Below are 23853 nucleotides of genomic sequence, written 5' to 3' on the forward strand. Positions count from 1 at the left end.
ATAGTCTTGATGAATTTAGTAACATAAATAAAAAGGAGGTATAAGTAAGTGAATAAAATTAAATACCTTTCTATAATTTTTGTAATGGTATCTTACATAGTTATAAATAGTGTAGATGGAAAAGCCATTGAACAAAATGAATTTATAATAAAAACCTCATACATAAAAGATTTAACTGAATCCTATTCTATTAATATAGTTGACACTATCGAAGGGGAAAATATTTATAAGATTTCTATAGTAGATGACATACATAAAAGCATTAACGGATTAATGGAAAATCCGAGAGTAGAAAGTTACTCTACCAACGTAGAATTGGAATTGCCGATAGAGTCAAAGTTACTTTTCAGTTCGGCATTTGCTCTGCCAAACAATTGGGGTTATAAATCTATGAATTTCCCTATACATAACGTAATAAACAATGATTCAGATGTTGAGATTGCAATTCTAGATACTGGTGTTGACATTAATCATCCTGTCTTGAAGTCTTCAATAGAAAAGGGTTTTGATGCTTTTGGCTATGAAAATATTAATGACGAAAACGGACATGGTACTCATATCGCTGGTGTCATAGTTCGAGATACATCACAAACGAAAATTATACCAATAAAGGTTTTGGACCATAACGGTAAAGGTGATTTATTCACAATTCTTCAGGGACTTCAATATGCAATTGACCAAAAAATTGAGATCATCAATATGAGTTTAGGTATTTCAAAAGATATTCCTCTACTAAAAGAAAAAATTGATGAGGCTATTGATAAAGGAAGTATTATTATTTCATCATCAGGGAATGAAGGGAAGAGCTCGCTTCAATATCCAGCAAACTATCCAAACGTCATATCAGTTGGTGCCTATGACATCAATGAAGCGATAGCCAGCTTTTCTCAGTATGGAGAAAACTTAGATTTCGTTGCACCAGGGGTAGATATTTGGAGTACTTGGAATGATGGAGAATTAAAAATGCACTCAGGGACAAGTATTGCCGCTGCATTTGTAACAAAAGCTGTAGGTTTAATTAAATCTTCCAAACCAAATATTAAAAATGAAGATATTGTTGATGTATTAATTAACTCAGCAAAACCTCTTGCACAAGAAACAGAAAAACAAAAAATGGGATACGGAAAAATCGATGTATCTAAAGCACTTGATATATCTAGTGGAGAAATTAAATATTTCAAATCTAAACATGATGTACCAACTAATAAAATTTGGAGCGTCACCATGTCGGGAGCTATTGATGCGAAACTGTTTAATAAACAACTTATTAAAGTAATAGACGAACAGGGTAAGATTATGCAAATTGAACCTGTGATAGATAAAACTAATCCCTCCATCATAAAAATAATGCCACCTATAACCGGATATGAAATTGGACAAAGCTATCAACTAATAATCGAAAAGGGAATAGTATCTAAAGATGATAAAAACCTTCAAAAAGAAGTAAGAATGCAGTTTACTATCGAAGAATAAGAAAGGAGTGGTCTGAAAAGTGATTTTGAGACAACTCCTTTGCGACGAGGATAGTGGAAATTTATTTCGACTACCGCAGGAGCAATAATTCATAAGAGATATTTATCAAGAAAGAAAAGAGGTGTCCAAAAAATTATTACTTTTTGGACACCTCCTTTTAAATTACTTAATAGTAAAGACTTTCGTATATTCTTTATTTAAGTTTTTATCAGTAGATGATTTTACCTGATCTGTAATCACCAGTTTATACTGTTTACCACTAGTATAAAGTGATCTAGGCGTTACAACTACTGATGATTTACCATTCGAATGAACAGTTTTCAAATCAACGGCAACTCGGTTTCCACTCTCATCTAGTACATAAATGGAGTTTGCATTTACTGAGTTTTCATTTACTTGATGTGAGAAATTAACTGTCCATTTTTTATCAGCTGCTACAATATTACTATTTTCAAATTCAGGAATTGTTAACTTAACATTAAATGTACCTGTTATATCCGGTAACTGGATATTCGCATATTCAAAGTAATCAAGCGGTACTTCATATTTATCTTGAGAATTATTTACATTTGTGAAGATTAACTTCGCGTTCACATTGGACCAATTATTTGTATTATAAATAGATCTCAGTGTGTTATTGTATTGGTCTTTGAATAAGAGTTTATTTCTTCCATCATAAAAATTAACTGATTCTCCACCAATGTATTCGTCTTTCTCAAATGAAAGTTCTCCTGTAAAAGTATTATCTACAGATAAAATGGAATCACTACTTAAATTAAAGTCACTATTTCCTACATTGTATGAAAATTTGCTATCTCTAAGAGATAAGTTCACATCGTACTTTCCTTTTTCAAGTAGGATGCTATCTATAAATGGAGCTGATAAATAAGCTCCTGTTTGACGATTATTAAGAGAAATACTTTCAGGCTTAATTTTTGAGTTCGTTTTTAATGAAACAAAATTGCCAGTATCAATTGTTAATTTATTGTCGCCTTTTTTCACTGTGAAGTTGTTTTTTGTTAGAGCCATCAATAAATTATTTTGACTAACAGTAGCAGAAAGGTTATAAACACCGCTTGGAACGTAAATCTCATCTGTTTCGGAATAGAATCGAATTGTTCCTTCTTCTTTACCATTATTTAATATATCTAATTGTGCACTATTAAACTTCGCTGCTGTTGGAAGTGTAATTTTTGTATCAAAATCATTTGCAGAAAACGTTAGCTGTTGTTCTTGTCCTAAATTAAAGATAAACGCTTTGTTATCAATGGATAAAATACCTTTTACTGTATTAAAGCGTTTTAAATCTTCTTGTTTAACAGTTAGTGTTACTGTTACCCCATTACTAGTATGATTGAACTTTTGATCGTATGATAGATTTGAACAGTAATTACTATTTGTAGTAATTCCACATACATCCACACTAGAAGAGCCCGTTCTTTGCATATCTTTAATCGTAATTGTGTACGTTTTTGAAGTTCCTTGTTTCACTGTAACTGGAATAGATAGTTCTAATCCATTATACTTTGCTACTAATGTTGTTTGACCTTGTTTGACACCACGGATTCGATTGCTGTTGTTAATCTCTGCAATTTTCGAATCTTGGACTGTATAAGTTGCCTGTTGTGAAACATCTTGTTTACCATTTTCGTCTTGTAAGTATAGTCGGCCTTGAAGTGATAATGTTACCCCTTCTTCAACTGTTAAAGTCGTACCTTCAAAAATTAAACTTTGTTTCATTTCAACTGTAGTTTCCCATTTCTCTACAGTTTGGTTTCCAAATTTATCGACAACTTTTAACTCGATTGTATGTTTACCATTAGAAAGTGCTTGAGGGAGTGAAACCCATCCACGGCCATTACTAATCTTGTATTGGACTGGACTAACTGGTTGACCATCAATGATTAAAGCTAGTTCTTTAATAAGAGAGTAATCTTTGTATAACGCATCTTTAAAATCAAATGTAATATATTTCACTTGCTCTGCTTTTTTTCCAGGGAAAACATTGATCATTTCAGGACCTTTTGTAGTCTTTGGATAAACAGTGAAGCTTTTAGTTGTTGTATTATTTTTATCGCTAATTTCGTACTTTTCAAGACCTTGGTTAACAATCACTTTAATTTGATGATTCCCAGCAGAAGGAGTCCAATTAAGTGGTATTGTATTACTATCTAATTTTGAAACGTAAATATTACCTGAGTAAATCACCTGGTTATTATCTAAGACTTGTACATCAGTGAAACCACCACGAGTACCAGCATTAAATAATTTAATTGATAACTTGTTCGCTGTATTTTCAAATATCGGTGAATTATCTACTGTAATCATTTCAGGATAAACCTCAAAGTCAGGTTTGGAAACGACAATATTATCTTCAAATGGTGATTCAATTACTTCTACAGTTTCATTATAACCAATGTAAATTGGAATCGTTTTATCATTTGGTACAGGGATATAAACCTTTTTCTCAGTTTCAATGATATAACTACCTTTATTTTTATGTGTATTTAACTGATCAAGATAGTTTTTACCAGTGCGAATTAAATTCATAGGGAAACTGAAGGAGAATGGACCTTCAATTGTATCGTCATTTACGTTATATACAGGTGTATCATTTACTTTAAATGTAAAGTCTTCTGGATAATAGTTGCTAGTGTATGGTCGATGTATTCTGGAATAAACATAACCATTAGAACTATTATTGTTACTTATATAGTTATTTGGGATTTCAATTGTATTTTCTAAAAACTTTCTGTTAATACATTGCCAACCATAAAAATCATTTAAGAAGTAAAGTAGTGAATCAGCAAGATATTCATTTGTACTATCTGGGAAGCCTAGTTGCTTTTTAAACCAATTATCAGCTTTACTACCAAGTTCTGAAACAATAAATGCACCTGTTCCAGTAAGTGGATCCTTTCGTGTTAGTCCAAAAGCATTCCAACCAATTTTCCCTACTTTAAAAGCAGAATACCCTACATACTCACCAAAACTAATATCACCAGATTTATATTTTTTTTCGGCGATATCTAATTCTACTAAATCTGTAGCAGTTCCATCAATAAACACTGTCCAACCTATTTTAGGGTTATAGACACCACTATATCTAAATGCCATTGCAGCGTCAGAACTACCATCGAATACTATCTGTGATGAGAAGACATCATTTTCTTCTTCATATTTTTTTCTCAATTCTGCAACTTCAGCAGCACTTAAAATTCCTTCAATTGTATAATGGATATTTCCATCTGGTGCTTCAGTATAATTGAATTCAACCTCTTTTTTTGGCGTATCAGCAGGCAACATTTCAATTTCAAGTGATTGCTCTAATTGGAATCCTTCGTTCGTTTGTGCAGTGAATTCATATGTTGATTTTTCTTTCGTTTCAACAATATTTGAATCTACTATCTCTAATGAAGAAAGTTTATCTTTTTCTTTTTTGAGAATATCTTCTACGGAATACTCATATAAAGTTCTGTTTTTAGGTATCTTGAATTGAATTGGTAGACTAACCTTTTTGCCAGCTGCTGTTGCAACGATTTCACTAGATATATCACTAGTAATTGCTGTTAAATCTGGGATGATATTTGTTGTAACCGTCTGACCTGGTGACAGCACCATTTTTTCAATCATCGGATCAAAAGTTGCTTTGCCTTGTAATGAACTAGGTAATGCAATACTTAAGTCAGAAATTTTATCGCCAGTATTAGTAATTTGAATAGTTTTTGCTAATGTATAAGGATTTTCCTCAAGTTCCTTTATGGCAAAATTAACGTTTTGGAAGTCTACTGCAATACCGACGTTTGCTTGTCCCAAATTTGCTCTCGTATTGCTATCTACTGCATTAATTTGAAATTCATATGATTTTTTCGTTGCATCCTGAGTATGTATACTTAATTGAATTTCTTGCTCTTCACCTGGAAGCAGGATAAAAGGATGTTCTGATGAACCTTTCCCAATAAAATCAATCGCTAAATCCTCAGAAACTCCTTCAGTTGTTAAATAGAATTCCATTGGTTTAGATAAAGGGTTGGAAATGGGAATATTGACAACCTGGTTGTAATCTCGCTTTACTGTAAAGTTGTAAGTTTCCTTTGTGAATAGGTTTGCAACAACCTCTTTTTTACTTCCTTTGATTGTAATTGTATCAGTTGCAGGTATAACTGATAGAGACTCACTTGTACTTGCAGCAACAGTATCATAGCTTGTATTTGCCTTTACAGATGTTATGCCTGTTGAAGCCAACGTACCTAAAAAGAAAATTGATGCCGTAGTACTATAAAGTAACTTCTTAAATGTCTTCATCTTACAAAAATCACTCCTTTTTTACTATAAAATACCAAACTATTATAATCTATTAATTGTTTAAATTCCATAAAATTGTCAAAATATTTGGGTTCTTTTGGAAATAAGAAGAAATAAATGGGTGACTTAAGTAATAAGTGATACAGAAAAAATATTAGGAAACATCGTTTAAATAAGTACTTTGTATATTGAAATACTATTGTAATAAAAGCTATTATAAGGTTATATTTGTAATTAATTACATAGGGAGGAAATTATTACTTTGAAGTACATAAAAATTTTTGTAGCACTATTAATTTTTATTAGTTTTACACCTTTTACTAGTAGTGCAAGTGCAAGCGAAATAGATTCCGTTCAAAAACTATGGGATGGAATAAATGGTCAGTTGATAGATGCCAAGACTAATAGCTTTAATGAAACGATTGCTGTAGTAAAAGATATAGAAAGTAGACTTTTACTTGTAAAGTATAGTGAATCTGGAAAACTATTGAAGAAACAGGTTTTTTCAAACAACGGAGACATAAAAATATTTAAAGACCGAGCAGGGAAATTATTTGTACCAGTTTTTGTGAAGCCAAATACTTTAGTGGTTTATAATGAGGATCTAACAATGAGATGGTCTGAACGCCCTGATGTCCGCCCTGAGAATGAGTATATTTATTCATCCTTTGAATTCTATCAGGATGGGGACAAAATTTTTTTGAATAACCTTCGTCAAACACATGGCACTGAATCTTCTAATGATTTTTTTGTTTATACATCTGAGGGAGAATTGATAAATATTTATGAGGATTTTGAGTTTGACTTTTATCCATTAAAAACAAGTCGTATTAACGATGGATTTTTAGCTTACGATAGAACTGATAGACTATATGGAAAAGAACCAAGTACGGTTGAGACAAACTTTAGATTATCTGATTATGGATTTGATGATGTTCATTGGGAAGAGTCATATCTTTATGTATATGATAATTTTGATATTGCCATATTACAATCGGATAATGGAGAATTGGCAGTAAAGTTTGATAAGTCAGGTAACGTATTAAGAACTCAACCAATCTCAGGTTCATTCTTGCAAGCTACAGATGATTATGCAATTATTCGAGGGTTTTTTGAACCAAGCTATCATATGGATTTAAATACATTAAAACTTACAAAATATAATATTAGCGAAGAGAGCATCCCGGATTATAGCCAAGAAGCAAATGCTATTTCTGATGGTGAAAAAGTGCATATTTTAGATGATACAGGGTATATTTCACACTCGATTCAAGCAACAAGTGATGTGTATAGTATTTCGGAAAAGTATATTGCAGTAGCTTCTAAAGAGAAATTATCAGTATTCGAACGTCAAACAGGAATAAAAGCTGGTGAAGTATCAGGTCAATTCGATAGGGTATTCCCAGGGAAAAATGACAATGAGTTTTATGCAACAAACGATAACAATTGGGCATATTTTTCAATTGGTAAAACAAATGTAGGCACAACATATGAACCAACAAAACAATGGTCAATTTCATTCAGCACGGAAATTGATGCATCAACTGTAACACCTTCATAAATCTACGTAACAAATAAAGCAGGCCAAAAAGCAGCAGTTACAACAAAAGTCGATGGTTCAAAAATCTACCTTAGCGCACCAGCATCCGGTTATGTATCAGGGGAAACCTATACTCTACATATAACAGATGTGTTGAAAGCAAAATCTGGTTCAAAATTATAGAATGGTGTAACGAAAGAGTTTACAATACGATAATAATAGTAGAAGGCTTAGTATGAGGATAAACTTCCCTCGTGCTAAGTTTTTTTGTATAAATATTCTAAACCAACTAATACTGATAAGTAATTTAATAATTGTGTAGGCTTTGAACTATTGTGTAATGAACAAAAAGGAGGTGAAATTAATGAACAATACACAGGATTTGAGAGCGATTAGTGAAATTGGTTGGCGGAATGAATGTTAGTACAACAGATGAGAGAAGATATTCTAGAACTGAAAAAAGAACAACAGGAGATGAAAAAAGATATTCTGGAAATGAAAGCTGAGATACAAGAGATAAAAGCTGAACAGAAAATCATGAATAATCGTATGGACAAGTTAGAAATGAAAGTTGAACAAGGTTTTAGAACATTGAAAGCTTGAAAGAGAAGTAGAAAAACTAAGAAGACTGTAATTTTTCATGTCTCGTTATCCTATGCGTCTCCTTTTTCAGCTCTTCAGGGCAGTTTTCTTTTTTTATTTGTTTTTAAGAAATTTGAAACTAATACTAAGCAATAAAAAAGAACAGCCCAAACTGAACTGTTCTTCCTTCATTAATATTGCTCCACCACATTAAAATTCCGATCATTATACGCGAAAAATACATAATCTGGGTCAAGCTCTGCAATCAAATCAACCGGGTCGCCCTTAGTATAACGAAGGTCCACGATAGTTGTTTGTTTGAAATGACTTGCCACGTGGAATTGGATGGCGTTCATGTATGAATCTTTCACAATGACGATATGCTTGTCTGAGTCATAATCTTCATTTAAAAATGACAACATTGCATAGTCTAATGAATATCCCGTAGCATAGGAAACGAACTCATTTTTGTCCATATTCTTCGCTCCACCATATATATCATTAAACGTATACTCTTTTCCTTCGCCAACTTTCCCCATGTACACTGTGAATTGATTTTCAAAAGACTCAGGGTAGTTGTAACAAATTTGATCATCGTTTGCGACTGTCAGATACAATACTTTGTTCCACGAACCGCTAAAGTCATTTGGTAAGCAGCTCATGTTCTTTTCTTCAAAAGGAATTGGTTCAATTTTTTCACCAATTCGTTCATTAACGTTTTTCATCAATGCTAAATATCCTTGGTATGCACCAAACATATTCCAGTGATGGTCCGTTTTAAAGTACATATCGTGGACGTCTACAGCTTTCGGAATAGCATCCATTATTTTTGTATTATCAATGCCATTTGCTGTTAACTTTTCGTGAAGGCGAGCATTGTTTTTGATTCCCATATCTTCAGGTACAAATGATGGGCTTGGTTTACGAATGTACGTTGCTTTTGCTGGGAATGTGAAAAATGCCATTGGGATGTCATGTGCGGATAACCCTTCTTGGATATTTTTAAAATCCTCAACAAACGCATCTAGTTTTTCGTCTGGAACAAGGTCAGCCGCTTTTGATACAATCCAGCCTGTTCGAGCATCTACATAGTATTGATCTTTAATCACTGTTTTTCCCGTGACACTTTGGAATTTTACAAAGGTTTTCATCCAATCATCACGAAAGGCAAATTGATCGGAAATGTAAGATTCCACTTCTTTCGTAAGCTTTCCTGAAATAATATCCTGAACACTTGTTGAAAAATTCGCTGTTTGGAGCTCACGATTTTCCATTTCTGAAACTTCTCGATCCTCTGTCGTAAAAAAGAGGGTTAAGCCTATTACGAGCACCGCCAAAAAAGCGGTGGGTAATAGGAGATTTAATATTTTCATATGTCTCACCTAGAATCTAAAGTAAATAAATGGATTATGTGTTGCATTTACTAAAAACATTGTAATGAATAAAATCAACCCAACGTAGATGACAGTTTGCACAATACGTAATGGAATGGCGAATCCAATTGAATGTTCTGCTTTTGTTTCAGACCATTTTTGATACATGATGTAAACAGGAATTGCAAGGATAATCGCTGCTACAAAATAAATTGCGTAGTCCATTAAATAAACGATTGTGTTGTAATCATAGGCTACGTTATCTGTCATAAAGAACATGGTTTTAATATAATCCCATGAATAAGCAAAATTATCGGCTCTAAAGAATACCCAACCAATCATGACTAGAATTAAGACATATACATGGCGGAAGAAGCGCGGTATTTTTTCAAGCCATTTCAGTATAAATTTCTTTTCTAGGCAAATGATGATTCCATAATAGAAACCCCATGCCATAAAGGTCCAGCTTGCGCCATGCCAAAAACCTGTGAGTGTCCATACGATTAATAGGTTACGATACACTTTCCACTGATGGCTTACACGGCTACCGCCAAGTGGGAAATAGACGTAATCTCTAAACCATGAACTTAATGAAATATGCCATCTGCGCCAAAATTCCGTAATGGATTGGCTAATATATGGATAATTAAAGTTCTCTTCAAAGCGGAAACCGAAAATTCGCGCTAACCCGATTGCCATATCACTATAACCTGAGAAGTCAAAGTAGATTTGCAGTGAGTAGGCGATAATTCCGATCCAAGCTGTTCCTGTTGTTAAGTCTCCAGCTGAGAGGGCGAAAATTTGGTCAGCCACTTCACCCATTGGATTGGCGATTAACACTTTCTTTCCTAAACCTTGAATAAAACGTCTTGTCCCAATCATTAAGTCTGAACTTGATGTAAAACGAGATTTGATTTGCTCATCGATCGTTTGGTAACGAACAATCGGACCCGCCACAAGTTGTGGGAACAAGGTAATAAATAAGGATAAATCAATTAAACTGCGATTTGCTTTTACATCTCTTCGATACACATCAATAATGTAACTGATTGCTTGGAATGTATAGAAGGAAATCCCGATTGGTAGTGGAACCGCTTCCCATTCAACTTGCTGACCAGTAATGTCTGAATAGATATCGATAAAGAACCCTGCATATTTGTAATAACCTAAAATTGCTAAGTTAATGAGGATTGTAGCCACAAGCAAAGTGAGTCGTTTTGATTTTCCATCTGCTTTATCAATGAAAATCCCCATAATGTAGTTCACAACAATGGAGAGTAACATTAATACGACATACTTTGGTTCACCCCAAGCGTAGAAAAACAAACTGGCGATTAATAGCAGCGTGTTTCGAAACCACTTTGGTGAAATAAAATATAAGATGATCACTAACGGTAAAAATACGTATAAAAATATCAGACTACTAAAAACCATGAAGATTACTCCACTTTCTGCAAAATTTAATTCAATGTAAGAAGTATACACTAGTAGCGGGGGGGAGAACAACTAGTGTACAAATAATGTACCCGGTACACAAACAATTCTGAAAATTAACTACAATTTAATAAATGATAGTGAGGATGATATAATTGGGGGAATATCAGGTAAGAGTAGAGGTGTTCGTGGAATGATATTTCAATTTAAGATTACGTTAAAAGACTCAAAACCCCCAATTTGGAGGAGATTTGAGGTTAAGGATACAATGACGTTTTATGATTTGCATAAAATCATTCAAATAGGATTTGATTGGATGGATTCTCATCTTCATGGTTTTGATGTGAGGAAGTCAAATGGCTATCAAATTCACCTTGGAAATAGAATAGGTCCTATTTTAGACGATGATTTTGGTTTTTCAAGATGTGATTATGATGAAGAAGTTGTGCAACTAAAGGATATATTTAAAAAGGAAAAAGATCGTGTTCTTTATACATACGATTATGGTGATGATTGGGAGCATGAAATTTTATTAGAAAAAATATTGCCTACTGATAAAAAAGCTTTCTATCCACGTTGTACAAAGGTAATGCGAGATACACCAATGGAAGATAGCCGTTTTTTATATTTCGAAACAGGTATTGTCACGGAGGCAGTAAACGGCAAGTTGTTTATGGAAGAATATAATGAAATTCTTAAAGAAGCATTCACCAAAGATGAATCTGAGAATAGTAAAATTGAATGGTCCAAGCTGCTGTATAATGTAGACCGATATAAAGACTTACAACCTTGGAAGTGGATGAGCGATGATCAAATTTTTATCATACAAGATCCTGAGACAGAAGAATTTATATATTGCAGCATCTTAGGGAAGTCAGGTATTGAGTATGGTCTAGCTGCTTTTATTGGGGATGAGGGACACACGTTTCTTCAAGGCCTTAGTAAAAAGGAAAACGCAAATCCCCATTTCTATATGAAACAAAGAAGCTTACATTTAAGCTTTTCAAATCGAGACGAGTTAGAAACAGAAGATTACAAATTACTAAAAGCTTTTGGCCGTTCTTACTTTGGGAAAAAGCAATGGCCGCAAATGCGTAGTTTTAAGCCTGGATATTATCCATGGTTTTTAAATGAGGAAGAAGTAAGACTATTTTCGATTGTTTTAGATCAAACTGTTAAAGTATGCGAAATGGCAAAGAAAAATCCAGATTTAATTGGAATCAATGATGGTACTCATTATTTTGCAAGAGCTTATAATAAAAAGAAGAAAAAGTGGGAAAGTGGAGAAATTACATTATATCCAAATGAAAATTATCAAAAAAATCTTCCTTTATATATTAACGACATTGAATTAATGAAATTAAAGAAAATACAAAAAAGATTAAATACTTCTGTGGAATTCGATTGTCGCTACTTTGCAACACCTATTCAAGACTTTCCAGATGAACAACCTTATTTTCCAAAATTGTTACTTGCAGTGGATAAAAAACGAGGTTTGGTACTTTTTAATGAATTTATGGAAATACAAAATGAAGTGGAAGCTGTCCAAAAAGGGTTTGTTCAGTTTATCATCGAAATGGAGAGCATCCCTCGGGAAGTATTCGTCAACGAAGAAACGGCACACTCGATTATGCAAATTGCAAAGAGTCTAAACATCAAATTAATCGTCGTTAACTCGCTACCAGTTACTGAAGAGGTATATAAAGAAATAGATGAAATGATGAGAAAGGGCAAGTTTTAGGAGAGAATTTTGTAAAAAGAATAATATTAAACATGTTGAGTAATTTGGAAGGGGATGTCCGCAATAAAACATCCCCTACATTATTATTCGTTCAACTGTTTCCGAATTTTCTCCATCAACCGTTGTCGGCGTTTTTTTAATGTTGAAATGGCAATACCGTGTTTTTCCGCCAAAGCTTCATAGGAATAGCCAAAGAAGTAAAGATCCAATAGTAGTGCTAATTCATCATCTGTTAAAAGTTCTTCTATCTCTTCAAACAATACCACCTCTTGTACTGTATTATTTTTCATTTGATAATGATGCGCGGCATTCGTAAGGTCATCCCTCTCCCATGCAATTTGAACATAGCTATATCTGTTTTCTTTTGTCATTTCCTTTAATAGCGTTGTTTTAATTGTTGTGTACGCGTAATTTGAGAATTTTCCCTTCGCTTCGTCAAAATTCAGCCACGCCTGCCAAAGTGCAATTCTCGCTGTTTGCCTAAAAGAATCATAATTTTTATAAATATTAAGTTTACGAATAATAGAAGAAATCATTGGTTCATATTGTTCTAGAATCTCTTCGAACGTCTCCATGACAAGTCTCCTGCGACATGTGCACATATCAATTATTCCTAGGTGACTTCATCATAAAATGATTTTTGAAATCCTTCGAACAGGCTATAGATGAGATAGTTTTGTGCGATTTATGAAATTTCATAGAGAAGTTTCTAGAAAAAAATGCTGAAATTTAGAAAATTATAGCTTTTTTCCACGAAATTTTTACTGGAAATATTTACAAAGGTGAGTATATATTTTAGAATATTCAGTAAATGGAGGTGGGTTTATAGAATAGATCAAACTAGTTGCTCATTGGAGTTTCGTGTCTTATGTGAATGAATAGTATAAGAATTTTATTTTTGAAAGGGGAATAAAATTGAAAAAAACAATGCAAAAAATTTTGATGTTGAATGAAACACTATGCCTTGTTCCTCATTATGAAGGTAAGATCTCTTCTATTATTTATACAAAGGACGAGTCCTTCAAATTTGAGGAAAAAGTTGAAACGATAATTAATTCGTACTGTTTACAATATGCCTCTAATTTACAAGGGAGAATACAAGCTTCACGTGAACGATTTAGCTTTATCAAAAACCCCCCTATAAATGTCAACGTTAATATGTACATTTTTGCTCATTTAAGGATGTACAAAATTACTCGTCTATTGGTTCGAGATGTTGTTTTAGACGATATGAATTACCTGTAATTGTTACTACACTTGCGTGATGTAAAATTCGGTCTAAAATTGCATTTGCTAATTTTGGTTCTGGGAAAATTTCTTCCCAAGATTTAAAGTTCACATTGGTTGTAAATATGGTGCTTTTCTTTTCATAACGTGCATCGATGAGCTGGAAAAATAGCTTCGCATCCTCTGAATCAATCGGTAAATAGCCAATTTCATCAACGATCAATAATTTATACTTCGTATAATGCTTTAAACGACTTTCCAAACGATTTTCGAGATATGCTCTTTTTAGATTTTGAATTAAATCATGACACTTAATAAAATAGGTGCTTGTACGTTTCTTCGCAGCCATGATTCCAATCGCTATGGCTAGATGGGTTTTACCCACACCACTTGGGCCTAGAAATACAATATTCTCATTTTCTTGAATAAAACGTAAGCTTTGAAAATCGAGTATTTGTTGCTGATTTATGCTTGGTTGAAAAGAGAAGTCAAAGTCTTTCATTTCTTTTAAATGAGGAAATGCTGCGACCTTTACCATCGCATGAATCATATTCTGTTCACGTACATCTACTTCGTAATTTGTTAATTTTATAAGTGTATCTATAAATGAAAGCTCATTCTTAATACCGAAGTCGATGGTTTCACTTAAATGGAGACCCATTTGCTTTAATTTTAAATACTCCAAGTTTTGTTGAAGCTGTTGATAATTTGAGTTCATATTAGGATTCATTTATAGATTTCTCCAATCGCTGCTAAATTTCGTTTCGCTAGATCATTAATATCTGGATAGTTCGGTAGTGCTTTTAATATTGTTTCAAGATAATGGGCTTCCTGGTAATTAAGTTTTGCATCACTTATTTTGTGGTGTGCGATCAGTTCCATGTTATAATAAATCCATAAATGCTCATCATATACTTGTAAACTTACTTTCTTTCCTTGGTACCCTGGTGGGACAGAGTACTGATTGGATTTGTAAGTAATCATGTTCGATGCATTGACCTTTACAGGTGTATGCTTGATTTTATAGGAATCTCTTACTCGTTCAGTTGGTAGCTGGAGTAAGTGATTCTTTTCTTTTTGGAATTCAAGTAACGGAATTTTATTTGTTCCTTGATGAAGTTCACTGTTAATTCGATTACATAAACGTTCAATATAGTCATATAATTCTTCCATATTAAACTTACCTTGATATGCATGAATCTCATCAAGTAATTTCATTGTTGTTTCGACTTTCCCCTTTGTTCTAGGACGACCTGCGATACATGGTCTGACTTTAAAACCAAAATCCTTCGCAAATTGGGCAAACTTCGCATTTACTTTTCCTTTTGAAAATTCGGTACGTGCTTCATCCATGACTGTCTTCATATTGTCTGTAACTAGCTCTTCAGGGACGCCACCCATTTTTTCAAACGTTTCCGTTAGGAAAGAAAATAGTACGGATTGTGATTTAGAAATACTCATATAAAAGAATCGCATGCGTGAATGGCTCAATACTAAAACGGCTATATTTATTTCTACTTGTTCGCCATCTTTTGTTTCATACATAATGCTTTCTTTCCAGTCTAATTGTGCTTGTTGCCCAGCACGCGTTTCAAATCGAATCCCACTGTTTCCCATACTTGAGATACGTTCATCTTTCTCGAAATACGCTTGGAATTCTGGTGTAGTCGCAATATAATTTCGAAACGTTGATTGCCCACATTCTAAGCCGTGATTATCTTTTAAATACTGCCAAAGATTACGCCGATAATAAAACACCTGCTTTGAATCCTCAGATAATAAACTTGCGATTACTGGATAAAACTTATCGATTTTAGATGGTTTATTTCGTTTCTTTTTGGGAACAAAACCATTTAAATATTTGTCGATTGTACGACGATCTACTCCTAAGTCCCTTGCTAATTTACTTTTATTTATTTTCATTTTTAACTGCTCCATTATTTTTTTGAATCCTGCTAAGTCTGCAAGACTATTTATTTCAAATTTTGTTTCTACGTTTAGTTGGATATACACTCCTAATCACCTCTAGATTAGTATGTATACCCCGAGCATTTATGTACATAGTTATTAAAGCGATAATGTACATATTTAAATTAGCATTTATACCCCCCAATCGTCATTTCCGAACTCAATACAATTGTAGCCATGCAATTACCTGTACTGCATTATCCAGAAAGCATGTGGATTCTTGATTTAAGTTTCAATGTTGAAAAAACAAATAAGCAAAGTGTATCGAATTCCATAACGGTTTGAATTTTAAAATACCACTATCCAAAAATGCGGTCATGGATAGGAAAAGAAATGCCTATCAATTAGTGGTGGAATGTTTAAACATTCAAAAGAAACATAAATAAAGAGAACATTATGATACATAATGAAAACGCTTCCATACCTTGTGGCGAAAGTTATCAAATTTTCGTCACTTCTTTAATTTTAATAAACTATTTAATACAATCAATTGCTATAATTATCCTGTATAGTAAATTTACGGAGGTGTTAGATTTTGAAGAAAATTCTTAGTTTGCTGCTTGTTCTGGCGCTATTTCTCCAATTTAATATAGTAAGCGCGGAAGAAGTTTCATCGTTACAACAAGTGGCTACGATTAACTATAATAGTACAGTCTCTTCTGTTGATTATAGTAAAGACAACCTTTTTATTATCACAGGAAGTACAGATGGTAAAGTTTCAGTGTGGAATGCAGATAGTGGGCGGAACATTAACACTTGGTCCGTATGTAATTGTTCTGGACCAGTACATGTCAAATTTAGTCCGGATAATTCAATTATTGCTACTGCAGATACATATGGAAAAATTAAATTATGGGATACAACATCAGGTAAGTTAATAAAAACGTTGAGTAAGACAGAAGGACAAGGAAAACCAATCAATGATATTATTTTTAATATAACTGGCTCAGTATTATATTCCGCAAATGTAGACGGCAATTCGATTACATTATGGGATATTACGAAAGGTACTGCTATAGAGGAATACTCGTTTAATTCAGAGCCAAAAACGATTGCTTATAATCCGAAAAAACTTCAAATAGCTGTTGGTTTAGCAAATGGTAGTGTAAATATTCGACAATCTGATACAGGCGCATACATAAAAGAAGTTACGGATTTAATGAATGGGTTTAGTGTAGAGCAGCTAGAATATACACCAGATTATCAATATCTTTTTGGGATAAGCTCGAAACCTGACCAAACGCAACCTTATGTGTTAGATGTATCAAAAGATTATGCAAAAGTTAACCTAGCATCAAATGAATTTTCTATTCAACCTACAACTTCTGAATGGTTAGGCTTTTCATTTAGTAATGATGGGAAATATTTAGCGGCAGTTACGAGTGAAGGGAAAACATTGAACATTTTTGACGTTCAGACAAGAGCGTTAATTGCCTCTGTTTTTGCTGGGGCACATCCAGAAGCAGTTGCCTTCAGCCATAATCATGAAAGAGTTTTTGCAGGGAAAACGATTTTTGATTCGACAACATTACCTACCTATCAATATAAAGGGATTGTCGCTATCCCAGATTCCGATACAATTCGAGTTGGGGAGCCATTGAACTTATCTGTATATGCCATTTACCATGATGGTAGAAAAGAGGAAATCAGTAATTATGATGTAACTTCAAGTAATACAGCCGTTTTAAATATAAGATACGGTAAATTAATTGCCATAAAAGAGGGTACATCTACTATTACGGTTGACAACGGTACATTTAAAACATCGTTAAAGGTATATGTCAATAATTTTAAAGAGCTTGAGAAAAAAATAAATCAAGCACCAAATAAAATATGGGTAGTAAAATTTAACGCACCAGTTGATATTTCTTCTGTAAACAAAACAAATGTCTACGTAACAGATACAAACAAGGAATTTGTAGAAGTAAATTATTCTTTGAAATCTAGCAATGAAGTACAAATTACACCTAAACAATACTATAAATCTGGTGAAACTTATACAATATGGGTGAAGGAAGTAAAATCAAAATCAAACCAGACTATCAAACAGTATACGAAAATGGATTTTCAAATTAAATAAGTTTAAGGGATCCTGCATTCTATGATGCGGGATTTTTTATTGAATTTGGTTGGTGGTACTGGATTGGTGGGATTCCGCCTAAAAGTGAGTTAATTCCGCCAAATTTGGAGAGAATCCCGCCAAAAAGTTTGTTTATTCCGCCAAAACTAGAGAAAATCCCGCCAAAGTAGGAGTATTATCCGCCAAACAACATATCTCGTCATAGATTTAGATTTTTTTCCATTTACATATCAAATTTTAAAGTTATAGATATAGTATAAATCTTCCTGCTATAATAATCGTAAAATATTATATGGAAGATGGTGAATGTTTTTGAAAATTATTGTAAAACTATTGTTCAGTTTTATTCTTGTATTTTCTATAGGGTTTTCGGTAGCAATAGATACAACTCAAGCTGCGGAACAGCAATGGGTTGAAATATCTAGTAAGTCAACAACAGATTTAAACAAACCATGGACAATTACATTCTCAAAAGATGTAGATAAAAGTAGTGTAAATTTATCAACATTATATGTAGTAGATTCGAAAGGTTTAATTTTAGAGGTTAATACTCCTGTTGTGAATGGAAATCAAATTGTTGTCACACCAAAGCACTCTTACATAGCTGGGGAAACGTATACCTTATATTTAAAAAATATTAAGTCGTCTTCAGGTGAAACTTTAAAAGATACAAAATTTAATTTTACTGTGCTGGAAACGAATAATGCTCCAAAATTGGTAAAAGAGATTCCGAATCAGTCGACAACGGTTGGAGAAAATCTAACTATTAACTTAGGTGATTATTTTGTAGATACAGATAAGGGCGATACACTAACCTATACAGCTACTAAAGGGCAAATTACAGGGAATTCTTGGGTTTATGAAGCAACTAAAGAGGTAGTAGAATCTGTAACGATAACTGCAACTGATAAAGCAGGGAAGAACGTAAAGAGTATATTTACGATTTCTGTTAAAGCTGTTCCAACACAAAATACATTATATGATACAATTTATAATGCCCTAGTGAATATTCAACCAGAAGTTGATGTTAGCCAATTTACAACTGATAGTGCATTAGTATTTGATATTTTAGAAAAAGTTTTAGATGATCATCCAGAAATTTATTATTTCCAACATAAGGGGAGTTTGTTCTGGAGTAATGGACGATTTGAATTAAAATATCGATATTCTGAATCAGAAATTTTATCAATGAACAGCCAGCTAGAACAAGTTTCGAACAAAATAATTTCTCAAAATATTACAGCAGGAATGAGTGACTTTGAAAAAGTTAAGGCTATCCATGATTATGTTGTATTAAATGCAGCATATGATTATAATAATTATTTAAACGGTACAGTTCCAACATCATCTTATCATATTGACGGACTACTATTAAAAGGCATTGCTGTTTGTGATGGCTATGCAAAATCAATGGTATATTTATTGAATAAAGTAGGAATTCCAGTGCTTTATGTTACAGGTGAAGCAGGTGGGGACTTGCATGCTTGGAATAAAGTGCAAATTGATGGTACTTGGTATAGCTTAGATGCAACTTGGGATGATCCTGTGCCAAATAAAGAGGGACAAGTTCGCTATGAATATTTTTTAGTTCCTGATAGTGTATTAAGCGTTGATCATAGTTGGGATGATTCAGAATTCCCAGATGCAACAGATTCCAGATACTTATTTATGGCTGATATGTGGGCTTTTGAATTATATGAGGGACAATATTATTATAGTAGCATAGCAGATGATATCAATATTTATAAAATTAGTTTAGATGGGAAAGGTAAACAAAAGATCTCGAATGAACGTGCAAATGAGTTAGTTGTGTACGATGGATGGATTTACTTTAGTAACTATTCTAAGGGTGGTTACCTTTATAAAATGAAGACTGACGGAACACAACTCACAAAATTAAATGACTTTATCATCTCTAATCTTCAGAGAAATGCTTCAACCCTCACATACACGAATAAACAAGGTAAGAAATATACGTATGAAATAGAATAGTTTAATCTAGTAAAGATGATTCCAATTCTCAGGAATCATCTTTTTGTTTTATTAAGACTTTTAATATCACTATATTTATTTCTATGGTTACCGTTTTATTCCTATTGATAATACTATATACTTATTCCAAAAGTAATAGTATGGGAGGATAATAATTTGAGGAAAAAAAGGTGTTTGATAGTATACATATCTTTATTGTTTTTTGTTTTCCAATTTTTCCAACTAGAGCAAGTGGCTTTTGCCAATAGCGATAAGGGGGAGACAAATTGGAAGTATTGGGGGAAAAAAGAGGAAGTTCCGAAAAATAAAACTTGGACAGTCAAATTCAGCCAACCAGTGGATGTGGATTCGTTAACAGATGAAAATATTTATGTAGTAGATTCCTATAATGGGAAAATACCAGTATCATTTTCTCTATCAAATGAAGGTAAGGATTTGCTCATTGAAGCTCCATTTTATGACTATTATCCCTATGAGACATACACGTTATATATAGAAAATGTGAAGTCTCAAAATCAACAAGTATTAAAAGAACCAATAAAAATGGATTTTACAGTAAATGAAAAGCAAATAATTGTAGAATCTGAAAAACTTGTACCTCGAAAAGATAGTAAAAATGAAGTTAACTATCAAGATAATGTAGAACTCATTAGTGAAAAGCAAAGTCAATTGTTTCAGGTGATTGATGTGAATACATTGGTACTAGAATCTGCGAATACATCCTTAGAAAAAGGGGATATTCTCATTTTGCCCCCTTCAGATGAATATCCATTTGGGTTATCGAAAAAAATCATTTCCATCGAAAAAGGTGCGAATCAATTTGTAATCAAAACAGAAGAGCCTACTCTTGAAGAAATCGTTGAACATATCGATATTTCACAACGAATTCCAATTACTATGGAGCATGTTAAAGGTGATTTGAGTTTAAAAGGGGCAACAATAGCTTCAACTGATTACAAATTTTTAAATGAGTCTAGCAATACAAAAATCTTAAATAATGGGGTCATTGCTTCTCAAGACTTAAATGATGATATTATCCTTACTTTAGGAAAGTTGAAAATTGGGGATAATTACTATGTAGATGGTGCGATTACTCTGAAAAATGCCGACCTTTTTGTAGATGTTAATGACAGCTGGTGGTGGAAAGGGGTAGAAACTGGCGTTGTTGAATTTGAAGGCACAATTGATATTAAAGGGGCAATCAATGCTAAGAAATCTAACAAAGAAAATAAATTAGCAAAACGAGTAAAAATAACAGATTTATATGTCCCTGTTCCTGCATTCCCGGTTGTTGGTGCATCTATCGAATTATTTTTAGTTATAGATCTAAATGGAGAAGTACGACTAGAATACAACAAAAAAATGGATTTTCGTTTAGGTGCAAGCTTTGATGATGGGAAAATACAAAAAATTAATGACGTTGACTATCCTGAAGAAGAACCACTAACAAATAAGTCTACATTTACTGGAGAAATAAACTTTAATGGAAAACTTGGTATCGGTGCGGGACTTTATTTGTCATTAACTCAAATTGATTTAGCAGGTTTAGAGATGGATGCTGGTCTCAAAACAAAATTAGCATCCTATTTATATAAAGGTACAGTTTGTTATAAAGGATCAAATTCTCTCTATTTTGATGCTGGAATCAACGTAAAAGTGTTCAAAACAAAAGTGACATTACTTGGAATAGAAAAGTTGCTTGATAACGGAAATATTTGTGAGGTTGTAGAAGAATTAGAGGTATACCCGTCAGAGCTCGCATTGCAACCAGGTAAAAGTGAAACAATTTATGTCGAAAAAGTATTTAAAGCTGGTGGATCTGATTACACATTAAAGGATATTTCATTTACTTCATCTGATCAAAATGTTGCAACAGTAGATGAAGAAGGGGTCGTTACAATTAGTAAAAATGCAACAGATGAAGATTCAGCTGAAATTATCGTTACGTATAATAATGGGAAAAATGAAATTAAAAAAACTATTAAGGTAAACGTTTTTATACTTGAAGATGAAGAAGATGATGATGAAAATGCAATCAAAGAGAGTCAGATTATAGATGGCAGCTCCCATTATGTAAGAAAGATTGCATTTAGCTCAGATGGACAAACTATGGCATTTAGTTCGGATGGTGATCCACAAAATATTGAAATATGGAGAAAATCCAATGATGAATATGAATTAGATTACATTATCACTAATGCTCATAACGATCATATAGGTGCTTTAGCAATTTCTCCTGATGGGAAATATTTAGCTTCTGGTGGAGGCGAAATAATTTATCTTTGGGATATCCAAACAGGGGAAAAAATGGAGACATATATAGAAACTGGTTCGGATATGGAAAAAATGATAATTGATGTCGCATTTAGCCCCGATGGAAGTACCTTAGTATCTGCGGATTGGTATGATTCGTTAAACGTTTGGGATGTTAATAGTGGAAATTTAATTCGTTCATTGTTACGAGATTCTGATATTAAATATGAAAGTTCTAGTTGGAGTGTAGCCTTTAGCCCTGATGGAAGCATGTTTGCTTATGGTGGTGGCAATGATACAACTTATTTAAGAAATGCCACAAATTTAAGCATCATTCGCTCACTTCCGTATATTGGAGCTGACTACTGGAAGGGTGGTTCTGATGGTTGGGATTCGGCAATTAGAAGTGTAAAATTTACTAAAGATGGCCAACAAATCATTACTGCATCTTCAGAGGACAATACGGTGAAGATTTGGAGTTTAAATGGTGAATTACAAAAAACAATCCAAACCGATCATAGTGATATTATTTTAGATATGGATATACACCCAGGTCAAAGAGTAATTGCAACTTCAGCAGAAGATGGTGTTGTTAAATTATGGGACAAAGTATCTGGGCAATTAATTACTACTTTATATGGCCATTATGGTGGCGTTACTACAATAAAATTCAGTCCAGATGGAAAACAACTAGCTACAGGCTCATATGATGGACGTGTAATTATTTGGGATTTACCATAGATTAGAACAAAAAATATCAAATTTCTCCTAGAGAAATTTGATATTTTTTTGCTTGTAGAGGACTTTAATGCTTATAAAGTAAATACCCCTTCGCAACCGAATCATAGAATAAAATCTCTGTCTTCGATGCGGCAACTGGCATTAAACTTTCATCAGTTTCTAATACCACATCCGTTTTTAAATCGTAAATTTGCGTATTTTTAATTTTTGTATGCGAGTTGTCTGTATTCCAAGCAATCACCGAATTCCCCATAAATACAATATCTTGGTTAACTGAATCGCCTTCTGCAACAATTGAGTAATCAAAGGTTCCTTTTGTTGCGATATTGTAGATGTAAACAGAACGATCTGTGGATAAATTTGAGTTATTGTACCAATAAGCAATGTATTTTGCATTTGTTTTCACGAATTCTCCATCAAATGGTAATCGTACTTTATTTTTTAAATTTTTCGTGCTCACATAATAAACCGCTTCATTTAATTCCATCAAACTCGTACTTGGCACTGTGTATGAGATGATATCACCTGACATATGCGCGGATCCAACTGAAGCTTCAAGTTTCGTCTTCTTTTTCGATTTGTTGTCATAATACCATAGTTCGTTGCCTTTAATTACGTTATCAACAGTATAAATGAGCCCAGTTGAAGACACTCCTTGTAACGTAATTTGACTTTTGTTATATATAAGCTCACTCAAAGTACCCTTCGCAATGTCGTATTTCATAATTCGATAATCTTGCTCACTGTAACCCGCAAATTCGTATGTCGAAAATATAATACTTTGATCGACAAGTTTAATATCTTTCACTTTCGTATACTTGGACATTTTCGATAATTTTAAACTAGATTGCTTATTCGATTTACGATTTAAATACACAACCTCCACATTCGGTGCTTTTGTCCCTACGATGTACGATTCATTTAAATCATGGGGGACAAACTTTACATTTAAGTCTTCAAGAGTACCGGATTCTTGGGCAGCTGATGCGAAAGTAGGTATTGCAAGTAGGGAAAAGAGCATAAGGAGAGACATTAAAATTTTTAGATTTCTTTTCATTCGAACCTCCTAAATTATTATTTATCCAATAATTACATATGAATTCCAAGTAATCTTAATTCCTAGTTAGTAGGAAATTAGGTACAA

Annotated in this window: 15 protein-coding genes; 8 read left to right on the forward strand and 7 right to left on the reverse strand. The window is 33.2% G+C overall.

All coding sequences use genetic code 11. The features are described from left to right. Nucleotides 1-48: 48 nt before the first annotated feature. Nucleotides 49-1473 carry a S8 family peptidase gene (locus NKR20_RS03005; RefSeq protein ID WP_253423439.1) on the forward strand — a complete coding sequence of 475 codons (1425 nt, stop codon included), beginning with the start codon at nt 49-51 and terminating at the stop codon, nt 1471-1473. A gap of 162 nt (nt 1474-1635) precedes the next feature. Here the strand turns inward: NKR20_RS03005 and NKR20_RS03010 are convergent, their stop codons facing one another. Then, on the reverse strand, nt 1636-5778 hold the full coding sequence (locus tag NKR20_RS03010; protein WP_253423442.1) for an Ig-like domain-containing protein: 4143 nt from the start codon (nt 5776-5778) through the stop codon (nt 1636-1638). 262 nt (nt 5779-6040) lie between these two features. Here NKR20_RS03010 and NKR20_RS03015 point away from each other — a divergent pair, with 262 nt between their 5' ends. Both NKR20_RS03015 and NKR20_RS03020 read left to right on the forward strand, forming a co-directional pair. Next, on the forward strand, nt 6041-7339 hold the full coding sequence (locus NKR20_RS03015) for a hypothetical protein (protein WP_253423445.1): 1299 nt from the start codon (nt 6041-6043) through the stop codon (nt 7337-7339). Between the two features lie 396 nt (nt 7340-7735). Continuing rightward, a complete protein-coding gene (locus NKR20_RS03020; RefSeq protein ID WP_253423448.1) occupies nt 7736-7921 on the forward strand; it encodes a hypothetical protein in 186 nt (61 codons plus the stop codon). A gap of 170 nt (nt 7922-8091) precedes the next feature. On the opposite strand, the gene NKR20_RS03025 is transcribed toward NKR20_RS03020, so the two are convergent. Beyond that, nucleotides 8092-9174: a DHHW family protein gene (locus NKR20_RS03025; RefSeq protein ID WP_253423451.1), complete on the reverse strand. Its 1083-nt coding sequence runs from the start codon at nt 9172-9174 to the stop codon at nt 8092-8094. Nucleotides 9175-9282: 108 nt separating this feature from the next. Then, the gene (locus tag NKR20_RS03030) at nt 9283-10707 is read right to left on the reverse strand and encodes an MBOAT family O-acyltransferase (protein WP_253423454.1); all 1425 of its coding nucleotides are present in this window, start codon (nt 10705-10707) and stop codon (nt 9283-9285) included. 193 nt (nt 10708-10900) lie between these two features. Here NKR20_RS03030 and NKR20_RS03035 point away from each other — a divergent pair, with 193 nt between their 5' ends. Beyond that, nucleotides 10901-12448, forward strand: coding sequence for a plasmid pRiA4b ORF-3 family protein (locus NKR20_RS03035; protein WP_253423457.1), 1548 nt, complete (start codon nt 10901-10903; stop codon nt 12446-12448). Between the two features lie 83 nt (nt 12449-12531). On the opposite strand, the gene NKR20_RS03040 is transcribed toward NKR20_RS03035, so the two are convergent. Continuing rightward, the gene (locus NKR20_RS03040) at nt 12532-13023 is read right to left on the reverse strand and encodes a sigma-70 family RNA polymerase sigma factor (RefSeq protein WP_253423459.1); all 492 of its coding nucleotides are present in this window, start codon (nt 13021-13023) and stop codon (nt 12532-12534) included. Nucleotides 13024-13390: 367 nt separating this feature from the next. Here NKR20_RS03040 and NKR20_RS19515 point away from each other — a divergent pair, with 367 nt between their 5' ends. Continuing rightward, nucleotides 13391-13693, forward strand: a complete 303-nt coding sequence (locus NKR20_RS19515) for a competence protein ComK (protein ID WP_366519771.1) — start codon at nt 13391-13393, stop codon at nt 13691-13693. On the opposite strand, the gene istB is transcribed toward NKR20_RS19515, so the two are convergent. Beyond that, entirely contained in the window at nt 13641-14393 is a 753-nt protein-coding gene (gene istB, locus NKR20_RS03045; RefSeq protein WP_253428007.1) for an IS21-like element helper ATPase IstB, read from the reverse strand. The genes NKR20_RS19515 and istB overlap by 53 nt on opposite strands. 8 nt (nt 14394-14401) lie before the next feature. Then, entirely contained in the window at nt 14402-15688 is a 1287-nt protein-coding gene (gene istA / locus NKR20_RS03050) for an IS21 family transposase (protein ID WP_253423462.1), read from the reverse strand. Between the two features lie 490 nt (nt 15689-16178). Here istA and NKR20_RS03055 point away from each other — a divergent pair, with 490 nt between their 5' ends. The 3 genes from NKR20_RS03055 (at nt 16179) to NKR20_RS03065 (ending at nt 22709) form a co-directional block, all read left to right on the forward strand. Further along, a complete protein-coding gene (locus NKR20_RS03055; RefSeq protein ID WP_253423465.1) occupies nt 16179-17723 on the forward strand; it encodes a WD40 repeat domain-containing protein in 1545 nt (514 codons plus the stop codon). 306 nt (nt 17724-18029) lie between these two features. After that, nucleotides 18030-19715 carry a DUF5050 domain-containing protein gene (locus NKR20_RS03060; protein WP_253423468.1) on the forward strand — a complete coding sequence of 562 codons (1686 nt, stop codon included), beginning with the start codon at nt 18030-18032 and terminating at the stop codon, nt 19713-19715. Nucleotides 19716-19910: 195 nt separating this feature from the next. Next, nucleotides 19911-22709 (forward strand): Ig-like domain-containing protein, encoded by a 2799-nt coding sequence (locus NKR20_RS03065; protein WP_253423472.1) that lies wholly within the window; start codon nt 19911-19913, stop codon nt 22707-22709. 64 nt (nt 22710-22773) lie between these two features. Here the strand turns inward: NKR20_RS03065 and NKR20_RS03070 are convergent, their stop codons facing one another. Next, the gene (locus tag NKR20_RS03070) at nt 22774-23766 is read right to left on the reverse strand and encodes a hypothetical protein (RefSeq protein ID WP_253423475.1); all 993 of its coding nucleotides are present in this window, start codon (nt 23764-23766) and stop codon (nt 22774-22776) included. Between the last annotated feature and the right edge of the window lie 87 nt (nt 23767-23853).

This window comes from Ureibacillus endophyticus, from assembly GCF_024159215.1.
GTDB lineage: Bacteria > Bacillota > Bacilli > Bacillales_A > Planococcaceae > Ureibacillus > Ureibacillus endophyticus.

What these genes read in the sequence shown, in the direction of transcription:
- NKR20_RS03025 (WP_253423451.1), bottom strand. Translation starts at nt 9,174, where the DNA reads ATGGAAAATCGTGAGCTCCAAACAGCGAATTTTTCAACAAGTGTTCAG.
- NKR20_RS03060 (WP_253423468.1), top strand. Translation starts at nt 18,030, where the DNA reads ATGTTTTTGAAAATTATTGTAAAACTATTGTTCAGTTTTATTCTTGTA.
- NKR20_RS03035 (WP_253423457.1), top strand. Translation starts at nt 10,901, where the DNA reads ATGATATTTCAATTTAAGATTACGTTAAAAGACTCAAAACCCCCAATT.
- NKR20_RS03040 (WP_253423459.1), bottom strand. Translation starts at nt 13,023, where the DNA reads ATGGAGACGTTCGAAGAGATTCTAGAACAATATGAACCAATGATTTCT.
- NKR20_RS03010 (WP_253423442.1), bottom strand. Translation starts at nt 5,778, where the DNA reads ATGAAGACATTTAAGAAGTTACTTTATAGTACTACGGCATCAATTTTC.
- NKR20_RS03020 (WP_253423448.1), top strand. Translation starts at nt 7,736, where the DNA reads ATGTTAGTACAACAGATGAGAGAAGATATTCTAGAACTGAAAAAAGAA.
- NKR20_RS03070 (WP_253423475.1), bottom strand. Translation starts at nt 23,766, where the DNA reads ATGAAAAGAAATCTAAAAATTTTAATGTCTCTCCTTATGCTCTTTTCC.
- NKR20_RS03030 (WP_253423454.1), bottom strand. Translation starts at nt 10,707, where the DNA reads ATGGTTTTTAGTAGTCTGATATTTTTATACGTATTTTTACCGTTAGTG.
- istB (WP_253428007.1), bottom strand. Translation starts at nt 14,393, where the DNA reads ATGAACTCAAATTATCAACAGCTTCAACAAAACTTGGAGTATTTAAAA.
- NKR20_RS19515 (WP_366519771.1), top strand. Translation starts at nt 13,391, where the DNA reads ATGTTGAATGAAACACTATGCCTTGTTCCTCATTATGAAGGTAAGATC.